This is a genomic window from Gordonia hongkongensis (assembly GCF_023078355.1).
Taxonomy (GTDB): Bacteria; Actinomycetota; Actinomycetes; order Mycobacteriales; family Mycobacteriaceae; genus Gordonia; species Gordonia hongkongensis.
This window is the reverse complement of record NZ_CP095552.1, coordinates 3191020-3204850: the sequence shown is the minus strand read 5'-3', so window position 1 is coordinate 3204850 and position 13831 is coordinate 3191020. Positions and strand designations below refer to the sequence as shown.

Annotated in this window: 9 protein-coding genes and 2 pseudogenes; 7 read left to right on the top strand and 4 right to left on the bottom strand. The window is 66.0% G+C overall.

What is annotated here, in order from left to right; genetic code table 11:
• Window positions 1–437: 437 nt before the first annotated feature.
• Window positions 438–1730, bottom strand: coding sequence for an HNH endonuclease signature motif containing protein (locus tag MVF96_RS14470; RefSeq protein ID WP_247449472.1), 1293 nt, complete (start codon window positions 1728–1730; stop codon window positions 438–440).
• A gap of 111 nt (window positions 1731–1841) precedes the next feature.
• Here MVF96_RS14470 and MVF96_RS14465 point away from each other — a divergent pair, with 111 nt between their 5' ends.
• A complete protein-coding gene (locus MVF96_RS14465; RefSeq protein WP_247449470.1) occupies window positions 1842–3080 on the top strand; it encodes an ISL3 family transposase in 1239 nt (412 codons plus the stop codon).
• Between the two features lie 1289 nt (window positions 3081–4369).
• On the opposite strand, the gene MVF96_RS14460 is transcribed toward MVF96_RS14465, so the two are convergent.
• Complete coding sequence (locus MVF96_RS14460) at window positions 4370–4969, bottom strand: DUF8020 domain-containing protein (RefSeq protein WP_068971945.1); 600 nt, start codon at window positions 4967–4969, stop codon at window positions 4370–4372.
• Window positions 4970–5383: 414 nt separating this feature from the next.
• Here MVF96_RS14460 and MVF96_RS14455 point away from each other — a divergent pair, with 414 nt between their 5' ends.
• From MVF96_RS14455 to MVF96_RS14445, 3 genes and pseudogenes are all read left to right on the top strand, one after another.
• On the top strand, window positions 5384–6994 hold the full coding sequence (locus tag MVF96_RS14455) for an aldehyde dehydrogenase (NADP(+)) (protein WP_247449468.1): 1611 nt from the start codon (window positions 5384–5386) through the stop codon (window positions 6992–6994).
• Between the two features lie 25 nt (window positions 6995–7019).
• Window positions 7020–7952: a 5-dehydro-4-deoxyglucarate dehydratase gene (locus MVF96_RS14450; RefSeq protein ID WP_247449467.1), complete on the top strand. Its 933-nt coding sequence runs from the start codon at window positions 7020–7022 to the stop codon at window positions 7950–7952.
• A gap of 6 nt (window positions 7953–7958) precedes the next feature.
• A pseudogene (locus MVF96_RS14445) lies at window positions 7959–9290 on the top strand (enolase C-terminal domain-like protein); the annotation flags it as partial.
• A 219-nt stretch (window positions 9291–9509) separates the two neighbouring features.
• On the opposite strand, the pseudogene MVF96_RS24665 reads toward MVF96_RS14445, so the two are convergent.
• Together MVF96_RS24665 and MVF96_RS14435 are read right to left on the bottom strand one after the other, a co-directional pair.
• Window positions 9510–9845 (bottom strand): annotated as a pseudogene (locus MVF96_RS24665) (pirin family protein); the annotation flags it as partial.
• An 86-nt stretch (window positions 9846–9931) separates the two neighbouring features.
• Window positions 9932–10606: a hypothetical protein gene (locus MVF96_RS14435; protein ID WP_247449465.1), complete on the bottom strand. Its 675-nt coding sequence runs from the start codon at window positions 10604–10606 to the stop codon at window positions 9932–9934.
• Between the two features lie 105 nt (window positions 10607–10711).
• Between MVF96_RS14435 and MVF96_RS14430 the strand changes: the two genes are divergently transcribed.
• The 3 genes from MVF96_RS14430 to MVF96_RS14420 are packed head-to-tail and all read left to right on the top strand — an operon-like array spanning window position 10712 to window position 13831.
• On the top strand, window positions 10712–11005 hold the full coding sequence (locus MVF96_RS14430; RefSeq protein ID WP_247449463.1) for a hypothetical protein: 294 nt from the start codon (window positions 10712–10714) through the stop codon (window positions 11003–11005).
• The gene (locus tag MVF96_RS14425) at window positions 11002–11826 is read left to right on the top strand and encodes a hypothetical protein (RefSeq protein ID WP_068972541.1); all 825 of its coding nucleotides are present in this window, start codon (window positions 11002–11004) and stop codon (window positions 11824–11826) included. Before MVF96_RS14430 ends, MVF96_RS14425 begins: the two co-directional genes overlap by 4 nt.
• Window positions 11827–11884: 58 nt before the next feature.
• Window positions 11885–13831, top strand: coding sequence for a fumarate reductase/succinate dehydrogenase flavoprotein subunit (locus MVF96_RS14420; RefSeq protein ID WP_247449461.1), 1947 nt, complete (start codon window positions 11885–11887; stop codon window positions 13829–13831).

Below are 13831 nucleotides of genomic sequence, written 5' to 3'. Positions count from 1 at the left end.
TAGACATTCACCGAGATTTGTAAAGAGACCCCGGTTCAGGGACGTCCGTCGGGGACCTGGGCGGCAGGGACATCGCTTCGCCGCTGCCGGGGCCTTCGAGACCGCCCTGTCCTTCATCTCGGTCGTCGAGTCGGCCAGTCGGTTCGCACACCGGTGAACACGAGCACCTTGAGCTGTTCCATGGCCACGGCCGAGGTCTTGCCCATCACGGCTCCGCACGGGCGGTGCGCTGCTCGCTGTCGTGGTGCTTGTCCGAGGCCTGTTCCTGTGGTCGCCGCCGAGTTCGGGTTCGGCTGCCCGGAACCCGCTCCCGCTCGAATGGCCGAGTGGGAGCGGGTCGGTCGTATTCCGCTGTGGAGTTGTCAAAGTACGGATGCGGTCCCGGGTATGGCCCGGGTGCGGAGGGTGCTACGCGAAAGTGGTTGTCGGACGGCCGGTCAGGCGGCGTCGTCGAGGCGCATGGTGCGGCGGTTGTAGGCGGGTAGTGGTCGGCGGTGCGGGTCGATCGAGGTGGGTGGGACGAGCCAGGGGTGCCGGTCAAATCCCATGACGATGTCCCAGCCGTGGTGGTGGACCTGGGTGTGGCAGCGCTGGCACAGCAGACACCCGTTGTCGAGGTCGGTGGCGCCGCCGTCGGCCCAATGGGTGACGTGGTGGACCTGTGTATGTGACGGTGGCGCACCGCATTTGATGCAGCAGGCGTCGCGGACGATCATTGCTTTGCGCAGGTGCGCCGGGAACAAGCGGTGGGTGTGGCCCATCTGTAGCGGTACGCCCTCAGCGTCGAGTCGCCCCTGCTCCCCGAGGTGCGAGCGAAGCGAGCCTCGAGGGGTCAGCGATCCGTCGCACGACGCCTGTTTCGCGGTCGCTTGGCTGACCGATCCGGTCCACGGCAGCGTCGCCAGGTCTCCGGTCGCGGGGATCGTCAGCATGAGCTGCGTGCGTGGACTTCCGACGGTGTCGATGGTCGCGCCGATCGCGGCTTGGTCGAGGATCAATTCGAAGGCGTCGGCGCGGCGTTGCTCGGCGGTGCGACGATCCTTGGTGCTGTCGGGTTCGGGTCGTGGGCAGGACCGTTCGTCGATCATGGCCAAGAACTTCTCGCCCACCACCTGGGTGAGATCAGCACGCACCTCGACGCGGCCGTCGTCGGTGGTGTGGGCGCTCACCGAGTTCAAACTTGCATCGTCCGACGCTGGGGTTCCTGCGTCACACGCATCGCCGAGAGCGTTGCCGATGGCCTGCGCATGCTTGAGCACTTCAGTCGGTGTTGCACCGGATAGTGCTTGGGCGATGAGTTCGATCTCAAACCGGGAGCGCTTGTCGACGGAAAGCGCTTCCCCGCAACGTCTATCGATCTCGTTCATGCCGCGGACGATGGCATCGACGATCTCGCTCGACAGTCGTCCGTCGGCAGCGTGACGCGCCACAGCGGGCAGGTTGGGCAGCGCGTCGACACTGCGCATGGTGCGGAGGGCGGCGGCCGGCGCATGTCCTGACTCGATCAGCAGCTTCTTGGTGGTGCTGCCGGTCTTCTGCGCGACGCCGAGTTCGTCGAGTTGTGCTGCGTGGGTGCCGATCTGGTGATCGGCAAGGTTGCGGATCAGGCGCCACGTGTGGAGGGAGTCGAATGTTGCTCTGCCGGTTGGGTCGTCGGCGGGCGGGGTGGTCTCGATGAGTTGATCGAGGAGAGTGGCGAGCTCTGGCATGACTCCAAGGTACCGGAACATGCGTGGCTCTTCTGACCCTGAAGTGGGCTACTTTTAGCGAGCCTAATGCACGCAACGCCCAGTCTCGCTTAGGTTTTGACTTGCGAAGAAAAAGACCTAGAGGAGTGGGCGTTGCGCACTGTCAGAGTACTGCAGAAGTTGCTTGGAATCGAGCGTGCCCGTGTCGTGGGTGTCAGGTTCGATGAGGATGATCGCGGGCACGTCATGGTGGCGACACTAGAACTGCACAAGAACGCACGATCACGGTGTCCGCAGTGCAAGAAGCGCTGCCCGGGTTACGATCAGCCGCCGGCACCGCGGTTGTGGCGGCATCTGGATATGGGCGGCTGGCGGTGTTTCCTCGAGCTGCCCGCGACGCGTGTGCGGTGCCCTCGCCATGGTGTGAAGACTGAGTTGGTTCCGTGGGCACGTCCGGAAGTGAAGATGACCAGGGCGTTTGACGACACCGTCGCGTGGATGTGTGCGCACGCCCCGATGACCGCGGTGAGCGCCTACCTGCGGGTCTCCTGGCGGACGGTGTCTCGTATCGTCGAGCGTGTGGTCGACGATCATGTCGGACTCACCAAACGCTTGAACGGGTTGCGGCGCATCGGTATCGATGAGATCGCCTATCGCAAGGGCCGCCGGTACTTGGTCGTCGTGGTCAACCATGACACAGGGCAACTGGTGTGGGCTGGTGAGGGCGCCAAGAAGGCGACCATCGAGCGGTTCTTCGATGAACTGGGTGATGTGCGAGCCGGCGAGATCACCCACATCAGTGCTGATGGCGCCGAGTACATCGGTGCGGTCCTCGCCGAGCGGGCGCCGGGAGCGTACTGGTGTATGGACCCATTTCATGTGCTGCAGTGGGTCAATCAGGCGCTGGATCGATGCCGGTCTCGGGTGATGAGCCGGATAGCTGGCTTGTCAAAGGTGGAACGCGGCCGATTGAGGTGGGCGTTGTTGAAGAATCCTGACAACCTCACCGAGAGTCAAGAGCGGCTGCAGTCCATCGTGGTCGCCGATGCCAACAGTGTGCTGGCCCGTGCGTATCAGATGAAAGAAGAAATAAGGCACATACTTTCAGGTGCGTACTCCTCATGTTGGGCGCCGTTGCGGCGCTGGTTGAGGAAGGCAGAGGCCTGCGATATACCCGAGATTCGCACCTCGGCGCCGAGTATCCGTAAACGAGAGGTGCAAATCTACAACGCGGTCACGTGTCAGATGAGCAACGCTCGAGTCGAGGCGACGAACTGCCATCTGCGGTCATTGACAAAGCGGTCATACGGATTTCACACTCCCGATGCTTTGATCGCGATGGCCAACCTCACCAGGGGCGGCGCATGCCCGGAACTCCAACATCGAAACTGACCGAAAACCGCCCACTTTCAGGTCAGGAGATCCACATGCGTTCGATTTCGAGGAAATTCCACAAGCCGAGAACCGTGAATCGATCGACTGTGCAGCATATTTCGTTGACTGTGCGTCGATTCGCGTTGACCGTGCGTGGATCGTGATCAGTGGCTGGTTCAAGTCGCTCCAGTTTTCGAATACGCCCGGATCGGGTGTGCATGTTCACTTATGGAGCAGTCTCGACGTCCCCGGCGGCGACCGGACTGGCGTTGCCGGCGTGCGGAAGGTAGCGGCGACATATGTTGGGGGCCGAAGGGTATCGTCCGGCTCAGCGATTTCAGATGCCGCTGAGTATGCGGGAATTGCTATCGCCGAGACACTGACTGGGTCGTCGAAACGGTCGCCTCGATGGTGCGGGCGATACGTGGGACCGGCGGAGCCGTCGTGCCGCTTATCCGGGGGGCAAGGTCAGCATTACTCGCTGGAGGTGAAACAGCTGTGTCGCGGTGGCGTCGCCTACCGCATCTTCAGCGATGGCTACACCCCTGTCCAGGTATCGATGTGGGCGCGTTGGCTGTTGAGGGCGTATCCCTCGGGTGTGGCCGGCCGGCGGTTCTCGGCCTGGTGCGATGACGCACTCTTGTGGCGCCCCGTGGGTGGGTGCGCGGCGGGGTTACGACCCGGTGTTCTCCGGTCGCGGTGACCCGCCGGGTCCTGGGTAGTGAGACATGTATCCGGCGGTCTCCATCCGATCCGATGCCGGAGGTCGGCGACGGTTCGGGTCGGTTGAAGTCGATAGACGTCGGGCCGATGTCCAGTCGTCCGGGCTACCCCGTCTCGAGGTGCGCCGAACTCGGTTCGCGGAGGGGTCTTTTCGGCGACGAGTCGTCGGCGGGAGCACGTGGGGTCGAGAGAGCCGCACCGACCTCCACCAGTGTGCGCGCGGCGAACTCGTTGATGGAACGAGCCGTGACGTACATCGATCAACCCATCATCGGGCCCCGGCCGGTCAGGTTCGGCGGGTCATCTGCTGCATCTGAGCGGCCGGTTACGACGTCGCCACCGGACTGAACACGCGCATCTGCATTGGGTGAGATGCGCGAGTGTGACCCGGGGTCGGACGTTCGGCGCCGATTGCCGACACGGTCACTGACGGCCTTCGACCTTCCACGGCGCGGTGCACGCGGCCTCCTGCGCCGAAAACGCGTCCACGAGGCCGGAAGAAGCAGAAAATCCCCAACCCCGCACGCGGAGTTGGGGATTCTGCAGCATCTGGGACCCGAGAAGCCAAGCCCTGCTCGCTGGACTTACGGAGTGTTGATCCAGTTCAGGATCGACTGCCCGGCGCGGGGGTCGCCGTTGTTGATACCGATGACCGCTCCGATGGCCGCGCCGACGCCCGCACCCCAGACACAGCCGACGATGATGATGCAGCCGATGATGAGGCCGGCGAGAGCGCCGATGGCGGTGGTGACGTTGCCGCCGCGGTTCCACCCGTTGGTGATGTGCCAGATCATCTGCTGGTAGGCGCGGTCCTTCTTCGCCGAGGCCGGGCGGACGCCGGCAGCGATCGCCGCGCGGGCTTCGGGGGTGAGGATCGGGGTGAACGTCGCCTGGGTGCGGTCGGCGGAGACCTTCGCGCGCATCGGGACAGCGGCGCCGTCGAACGGCAGCACCAGTCCGATTCGCTCGATGGTCCGTCCGTGTGAGTCGACGACCCGGAGTTCCTGCTCGCCTGCGACGAACGTCGCGTTGCGGAGCTGGGAGGTGATGGAGGTCCCGTCGGCGGATGCGCTGGAGAAGTGGGACGGCGCCGCGGGCGCGGGAGCGCCGTGTGCGGTGCCGTAGGAGACGGTGAGTGCCGTGATGGCCAGGGCCATGACGGCGAGGAGGCGAATGCGCTTCATCGGTTCTGGATTCCGCTTTCGTCGAATGGGTGGTGTGCCCGCTCCGACAGCCGCCGCTCGCCGTGGCTCGGCGATGTGCGGTATGTCGGATTCGGCGCAGTGATTGTCCCACTGTCGACTGCTGTTGGTCCGGTACGCGGCGCGGCGTGGGCCGGCCGGATGACGTATCGGCTGACAAGCGAGCGCGTCCCGACTGAACCGGACACCTGGGTCGATTCACTCTGAGCATTGAAGACGTCCATATTTGACTTGGACATGTATGGATCGTGGGTTCTACGGTCGGGGCAAGGCCGAGCTCACCGCACAGCCGCGCCGACGGCGACCCGCCATCGAGAGCAGATGACACCTCTCTCGTGGCGCCGCCGCGGCCGGGCTACCTCGGCGGAATGCCAACGCACAACGGATGGGACCACGATGACCATTGCGCAGCACCCCGCACCGCTGACGACGCAGGACCTCACCGGACAACTGATCATCGCGGGTGAGCGGGTGACCGGCGCGGGGAAGGCCGTCCACGGCGTGGACCCGACGACAGGCACTCGTCTCCTGCCCGCGTACACACACGGAACCCCAGCCGACGTCGTCCGTGCCACCGCTGCGGCCGCGGAAGCGTTCGGACCGTATCGCGCCACCTCGTCCGAAGAACGGGCGCGGTTCCTCTCGACGATCGCGGACAACCTCGATGCGGCGACCGAGGTCCTCGTCGAGCGTGCCGTGGCCGAGACCGGACTCCCGGCGGCGCGGATCACCGGTGAGGTGGGACGGACGTCGGGTCAGCTCCGGTTGTTCGCCTCGGTGCTGCGCGAGGGCAGCTGGCACGGCGCCCGGATCGATCCCGCACGGCCGGATCGGACGCCGCTGCCGCGCGCCGACATCCGGCAGCGCAAGGTGCCGCTCGGACCCGTCGCCGTGTTCGGCGCCAGTAACTTCCCGCTCGCGTTCTCGGTCGCCGGCGGCGACACCGCGTCGGCATTGGCCGCCGGATGTCCCGTGGTGGTGAAGGCCCACGACGCCCATCCCGGCACATCAGAACTGGTGGGACGTCTGATCACCGAGGCGGTGGCCGCCACCGGAATGCCTGCCGGCACCTTCTCCCTGCTCTACGGCAGCGGGCCCGACCTGGGTATCGCCCTCGTGACCGACCCGCGCATCAAGGCGGTGGGCTTCACCGGGTCGCGTTCGGGCGGAACGGCTCTCGTCGCCGCTGCGGCGTCGCGAGCCGAACCCATCCCGGTGTACGCAGAGATGAGCTCGATCAATCCGGTCTACCCGCTGGAGGGGGCGCTGCGTGCCGATGCCGCCGGCCTCGGCCGCGCATTCGTCGGCTCGCTGACGATGGGTTCGGGACAGTTCTGCACCAATCCCGGCCTGGTCATCGCGGTCGACGGTCCCGATCTCGATGCATTCATCGCCGCTGCCGCGGAGGCGATCGCCGCCTCGACGCCGACGCCGATGCTGACCCCGGGGATCGCCGCGAGCTACGCCTCCGGCGTGGAGGAGTTCGGTTCGGCCGCGGAGGTTCTCGCCCGATCGGCGGAAGCGACGGGTCCGAACACCTGCGCCGCCGCGCTCTTCGGCACGCGGGCCGAGACCTTTCTCGCTTCGGAGACGTTGCAGCAGGAGATCTTCGGGTCGTCGAGCCTCGTGGTGCGGTGTCGCGACCTCAAACAGGTGCGGGAGGTGACCGCCGAGCTCGAAGGTCAGCTCACCGCGACCGTTCATGCTGCGGACTCCGACCTCGACGACGCCCGGGTGCTTCTCGAGGCACTCGAACTCAAGGCCGGGCGAATCCTTTTCAACGGGTGGCCCACCGGCGTCGAGGTCGGACACGCGATGGTCCACGGCGGACCCTATCCGTCCACTTCCGACAGCCGTAGCACCAGCGTCGGGTCGCTCGCCATCGAGCGTTTCCTGCGGCCGGTGGCGTATCAGGACGTTCCGACGGCGCTGTTGCCCAACCCCATTGCCGACGGAAACCCCGAACAGATCTGGCGCCGTGTCGACGGCGAACTCATCCGCGACTGATCCTCACCCCATCCAAGGAGTCCCAATGCTCAACGGCGTCTTGTTCTTTCCTGTCACACCCTTCGACAGCACCGGAGAGGTGAACTACCGTCGCCTCGCCGAACACATCGACCGCGGGGTGGCCGCCGGTCCCGGCGGCGTGTTCGTCGCCTGCGGCACCGGCGAATTCCACGCCCTCGGACTCGAGGAGTTCGGGCGGATCGTCCGCTGCGCGGTCGAGACCGTCGCCGGCCGCGTCCCGGTGTTCGCCGGTGCCGGCGGCTCCCTCGTCCAGGCCCGCGAGTTCGCGGTGAGCGCGAAGGCCAATGGGGCCGACGGCATCCTGCTCCTGCCCCCGTACCTGGTGACGATGCCGCCTGCCGGCCTCGCCGAGTACACGCGGTCAGTCGCGGCCTCCACCGATCTGCCGCTCATCGTCTACAACCGCGGCAACGCCGTGTTCGACGAGGCGTCGGCCATCGAGGTCGCCAAGCTGCCGACGGTCATCGGGTTCAAGGACGGCACCGGTGACCTCGACAACGTGTCGCGCATCGTGATCGCGGTCAAGGAAGCACTCGGGGACAGCAAGGAGTTCCTGTTCTTCAACGGCCTGCCCACCGCCGAGATCACCCAGCAGGCCTACCGCGCCATCGGTGTCACGTTGTACTCGTCGGCGACGTTCGCGTTCGCCCCGGAACTGGCCTTGGCCTTCTACAACTCGTTGGAGAACGGCGACGTCGAGCTGACCGAGGCGCTGCTGCGAGAGTTCTTCCACCCCTTGGTCCGTCTGCGCAACAGGGTGCCGGGCTATGCGGTCGCACTCGTGAAGCACGGTGTGACGATGGAGGGCATCGAAGCGGGTCCGGTGCGCGCGCCGCTGGTCCAGCCGACACCGGAGCACCAGGCCGAGCTCGAGCGGATCACCGCCGCCGGGCGCGCCGTCCTCGCGACGACGCTCGCCGCGCAGGCCACGGTCTGAGAACTCATGTCGACGAATACCTTCCAGTCGGTGCCGGTCGGGACGCGAACCGTGGCGAGTCCGCACACCGACACCACGATCACCGAGGTCACGGTCACCCCGGTCGCCTTCGTCGACCCGCCGCTGCTCAACACGGTGGGTGTGCACCAGCCCTACGCACTGCGGGCGATCATCGTGATCGAGACGGCCGGCGGAATCCGCGGGCTCGGCGAGACCTATGCCGACACCGCTCATCTCGCGCGGATGGAGGCCGCCGCCGAGGCGATCATCGGACTCGATGCCTTCGCGCTCCACAACCTGCGCGATGCCATCGACCTGTGGGTCTCGACCCTGTCGGTGACCGGGGGCGACGGAGTGGCCGGCATGATCACCACGGCCAGCACCACCGATCGTGTCTTCTCGCCATTCGAAGTCGCCTGTCTCGACATCCAGGGCAAGGTCCTCGGTCGACCGGTGAGCGATCTGCTCGGCGGCCGCGTGCGGGACCGAGTTCCGTTCAGCGCCTACCTGTTCTACAAGTGGGCGGCCCACCCCGGGGCGGCCGGCACCAACGGACTGCCGGACGAGTGGGGCGAGGCCGTCGATCCGAGCGGACTGATCCGGCAGGCACACCGGATGATCGACCGCTACGGGTTCACCGCGATCAAACTGAAGGGCGGCGTGTTCGCCCCCGACGAAGAGATCGCGGCGATCAAGGCGCTGCACGCGGAGTTCCCCGGAATCCCGTTGCGCCTGGACCCCAATGCGGCGTGGACCGTGGAGACCTCGGTGCGCGTCGCGGCGGAACTCGAGGGCATCGTCGAGTACCTGGAGGACCCGACCCCCGGCCTCGACGGTATGGCGTGCGTCGCTGAGCAGGCGTCCATGCCGCTCGCGACGAACATGTGCGTGGTCGCCTTCGACCACCTCGAACCGGCGGTGCGCAAGCGGTCGGTCTCGGTCGTCCTGTCCGATCACCACTACTGGGGCGGCCTGCAGCGGTCGCGTCTCCTCGGCGGTATCTGTGAGACTTTCGGACTCGGCCTGTCGATGCATTCCAATTCGCACCTGGGCATCAGCCTCGCCGCGATGGTGCATCTCGCGGCTGCGACACCGAACCTCACCTACGCCTGTGACACCCACTGGCCGTGGAAGACCGAGGATGTTCGTGTGCATCTCCCAGAACAGGATCTCGGCCTCAGACCTCGCGGACACGGTGACCTCGCCCTGATCGATGGTGCGCAGCGCATCGCCCTCGACCAGTCGCGCGCCGTCGTCGAGGTCGACTTCGCCGCGCGCCACGTAGAGATGTCCGTACGGTGCCGGGGGAAGGGCGACCGACTGTCCGGAACCGATCCGGGCCACGTGCAGCGCCGCGAACGGGTTGCCGATCGAGATCGCATCTGTGCCCGCGTGTTCGGGCCTGCCGGAGACCACCGTGACCAGCCCGCCGGTCGCGAGATCGGCGCTGAAGTCGCGTTCGGCGTAGCCGGGTTCACCTCCACCGTGCTCGGGCGCCAACCACATCTGCACGACGCGCAGGTCCCGGTTCTCGCTGCGCCGTGACGCATTCGCCTCAGTGTGGGTGATCCCGCGGCCCGCGCTCATCCGCTGCGCGACGCCCGGCGTGATCACGCCGGTGTTGCCGAACGAATCACGATGAGTGACAGCACCTTCGAGTACCCAAGTGACGATTTCGGCGTCCCGGTGGAAGTGGGCGTCGAAACCTTCACCGGCGTCGACGCGATCGTCGTTGTGCACCAGCAGGACTCCGTGGGCGTTCGCCGCGAGATCGAAGTTGCCCGTGACGGGGAAGGACTGGCGGGAATCGAGCCACCCGCTCCGGAAGATGTGCCGCTCGGTACCCGGGATGACCTGCCGCGACGGCACGGTCCTGATAGATGGCTCGCTCATCGTGACTCCGATCTGGTCCTCCGGACCCCGCCGGCACAACCGTCACGTCGCCGACCCTATTCCGGTGTGCGATCGTGCCGCGGTCGTCAATCGAGAAGGTTGACCGCGTTGGCCACCACCAGGCTGAGGATGACGATCGACAACAGCGACTGCGACGCCATCGCCAGCTTCGCACGACGCGACAGCGGCATCACGTCGGTGGGGCTGAAGGCAGTCGCGTTGGTCAGGGCCAGATAGAGGTAGTCGAAGAACACGGGACGCCATCCCGGCGGTGCCAGTCGGGGCTCGAGGTGTTGCGGAAAGGCGAGGTCCGGGTATGCGGCCGGACGCAGGTGCCGGTTCACCGGACCGCCGCCGTCGAGCTCCCAGTAGAGGAATGCGAACGCGATGACGGTCTGCAGCCAGACGAGAGCCCCGGCGACCAGCAACTGGTTCGCCGCCGCGGTCTGCGGATCTCCGTGCAGCAGGTCCCACACGAGTCGTCCCGCTCCCCACGCCGCACCTGCGGCGATGGCGACGACCAGCCCCACGGAGAGGCTGCGGACCCACCGGCCGGGCCGGTCGATGCGGCCCGGGTCCACCACGATGAGTGTCAGCAGCACCATCCCCTCGATCGCGGGGAGCAGCCAAGCGGTACCGGCGGCGTACCGCGCGGGCAGGAGGAACGGGATCGCCATCGCGACCAGTACGAACGCCGATGCGGTCCATCGCTGCTCGGCACGGGGCAGGTTCTCCGCGGGAATGTGGTCGTCGTCGTTCATCTGGCGGCCTCCGGTCGGGGAGCAGACACGTTCCGCCAACATCGTTGACTCAGCGGGCCCGGCCGGTACTGTGTTTTTCATCACATAGGCAGGAAGGGATGTGCCATGATACCGACCGAGTTGAAGGAGCTGCATCGGAGTATAGGTGCGCTACGGCATCACATGACCACGCTGCAGACGCAGTACGGCGATGTAGACGCGGTTCGGCGAATGTCCAACGATCTGGATCGGCTGGAGATCGACCTTCACGACTTCGAGCACGCGCCGCCACCGCTGCTGCAGACGAAAGTCGGGCGAGACCAGGTGATCTATGTGCCTGACTGCAAGTCGGACGAATCGGCCTGGCTGGGTGCGCAAGACGAAGGGCTGGGCTTTCATTCGCGTGAGCGCACGAAGTGAGCGCCCCCGCGACTGAGCGGGACACAGTCGGGGTCTTCTCTCCGGGCCGCGCGCGAATCCTGGCCCGAACTCTCCGCCAGGACAGGTGGTGGCTGTCGCCGCTGCTGACAGTCGTGGGTCTCGCGGCCTTCGTCATCTACGCGACGATCCGGTCCTTCGTGCGCACCGCCTATTACGCCGCGGACTATCACTACCTCTCGCCGTTCTATTCGCCGTGCCTCAGCGAGTCGTGCGTGCCCGGGGCGAGTCATTTCGGTACCCCCTTCCCCGAACTCCCGATGTGGATTCCGCTGGCATTCCTCTCGCTGCCGTTCCTGCTCGGGTTCCGACTGACCTGCTACTACTACCGCAAGGCCTATTACCGGTCGGTCTGGCTGTCGCCGCCTGCCTGCGCCGTCGCCGAACCCCACAGTCGTTACACCGGCGAGACGCGACTACCGCTCATCATCCAGAATTCGCACCGGTACTTTTTCTACGCGGCCGTGGTCATCTCGGTGATCAACACCTACGACGCGATCGTCGCCTTCCACGGTGAAGGCGGCGGTTTCGGCTTCGGGCTGGGCAACGTGATCCTCGTCGTCAACGTGCTCCTGCTCTGGACCTACACGGTGTCGTGCCACTCGTGTCGCCACGTGACCGGCGGCCGGCTCAAGCACTTCTCGAAACATCCGGTGCGGTACTGGGTCTGGAGTCAGGTGTCCAAGCTCAACACCCGGCACATGCAATTCGCCTGGATCACGCTCGGGACTTTGGTGCTCACCGACTTCTACATCATGCTCGTCGCCAGCAACACCATCTCGGACCTGAGGTTCGTGGGTTGACCGAGTGACAACACAACGCCTGTGGTGCAGCCGTTCTCAACGTTGGGAGTCCCGATAGATGACCGAGCCGGAACGCTACGAGTACGACGTCGTTGTCATCGGTGCGGGCGGTGCCGGGTTGCGGGCGGTCATCGAGGCCCGCGAGCGCGGCTACTCGGTGGCCGTGGTGTGCAAATCGCTGTTCGGCAAGGCCCACACGGTCATGGCCGAAGGCGGATGTGCCGCCTCGATGGGCAACGCCAACTCGAAAGACAACTGGCAGACGCACTTCCAGGACACGATGCGAGGCGGCAAGTTCCTGAACAACTGGCGCATGGCCGAGTTGCACGCCAAGGAGGCCCCGGATCGCGTCTGGGAGCTCGAAACCTATGGCGCCCTGTTCGATCGAACCGCGGACGGGCGGATTTCACAACGCAACTTCGGCGGCCACACCTATCCTCGACTCGCTCATGTCGGCGACCGCACCGGGCTGGAGCTCATCCGGACGATGCAACAGAAGATCGTCTCGCTGCAGCAGGAGGACTACGCCGCCACCGGTGACTACGAGTCGCGCATCAAGGTGTTCGCCGAATGCACGATCACCGAACTGCTGAAGGACGGCGACGCGATCGCCGGTGCGTTCGGGTATTGGCGCGAGTCCGGCCGGTTCATCGTGTTCGAGGCGCCCGCGGTGGTCGTCGCCACCGGCGGGATCGGCAAGTCGTTCAAGGTGACGTCGAATTCGTGGGAATACACCGGCGACGGGCACGCTTTGGCACTGCGAGCCGGCGCGAGCCTGATCAACATGGAGTTCGTCCAGTTCCATCCGACCGGGATGGTGTGGCCGCCCAGCGTCAAGGGCATCCTCGTGACCGAGGGCGTTCGCGGCGACGGTGGAGTTCTCAAGAACACCGAGGGCAAGCGCTTCATGTTCGATTACATCCCACCGGTCTTCAAAGGTCAGTACGCCGAGACCGAAGAGGAGGCCGATGAATGGCTGGCGGACAACGACAGCGCCCGGCGAACACCGGACCTGTTACCGCGGGATGAGGTCGCGCGGGCGATCAACGAGGAGGTCAAGGCCGGACGCGGCACCGAGCACGGCGGCGTCTACCTCGACATCGCGTCCCGCATGCCCGCCGAGGAGATCATGCGCAGGCTGCCGTCGATGCACCACCAGTTCAAGGAGCTCGCCGACGTCGACATCACCGCCGAACCGATGGAGGTGGGGCCGACCTGTCACTACGTGATGGGCGGGATCGAGGTGGATTCGGACACGGCCGCGTCACGGGTTCCGGGCCTGTTCGCGGCCGGCGAGTGTTCCGGCGGGATGCACGGTTCGAACCGGCTCGGCGGAAACTCGTTGTCGGACCTGCTGGTCTTCGGACGGCGGGCCGGCCTCGGGGCGGCGGCGTACGTCGAATCGCTGACGACCCGTCCCGCAGTCTCCGCCGACGACATCGACCGGGCGGCGGCGTCCGTGCTGGCGCCCTTCGATCCGCCGGCCGAGGGCAAACCGGAGAACCCCTACACCCTGCACACCGACCTCCAGCAGGCCATGAACGATCTGGTCGGGATCATCCGGAAAGAGGACGAGATGCAGGAAGCGATCGGCGTGCTCGCGGACCTGCGAAAGCGTCTGGGCGGCATGCAAGTCGAGGGACATCGGCAGTTCAATCCGGGCTGGCATCTCGCAGTCGACCTACGCAACATGCTGCTGGTGTGCGAGTGCGTCGCGAAGGCCGCACTCATGCGCACCGAGAGCCGCGGTGGTCACACCCGCGATGACCATCCGTCCATGGACTCGAACTGGCGCAATGCGCTGCTTGTGTGCACCGCGGACCTCGACGGGGACGACGCCGCGGTGCCGGAGGTCAGCGTCGTGCGCACGGAACAGACGCCGATGCGGCCGGACCTCTTGGAACTGTTCGAGTTCCCCGAGATCGAGAAGTACTACACGGCGGCCGAGATAGCCGGTCATCCCGGCGCCGGTGGCGAGCGAGCCGAGGGGCATTCGGAGGACTGA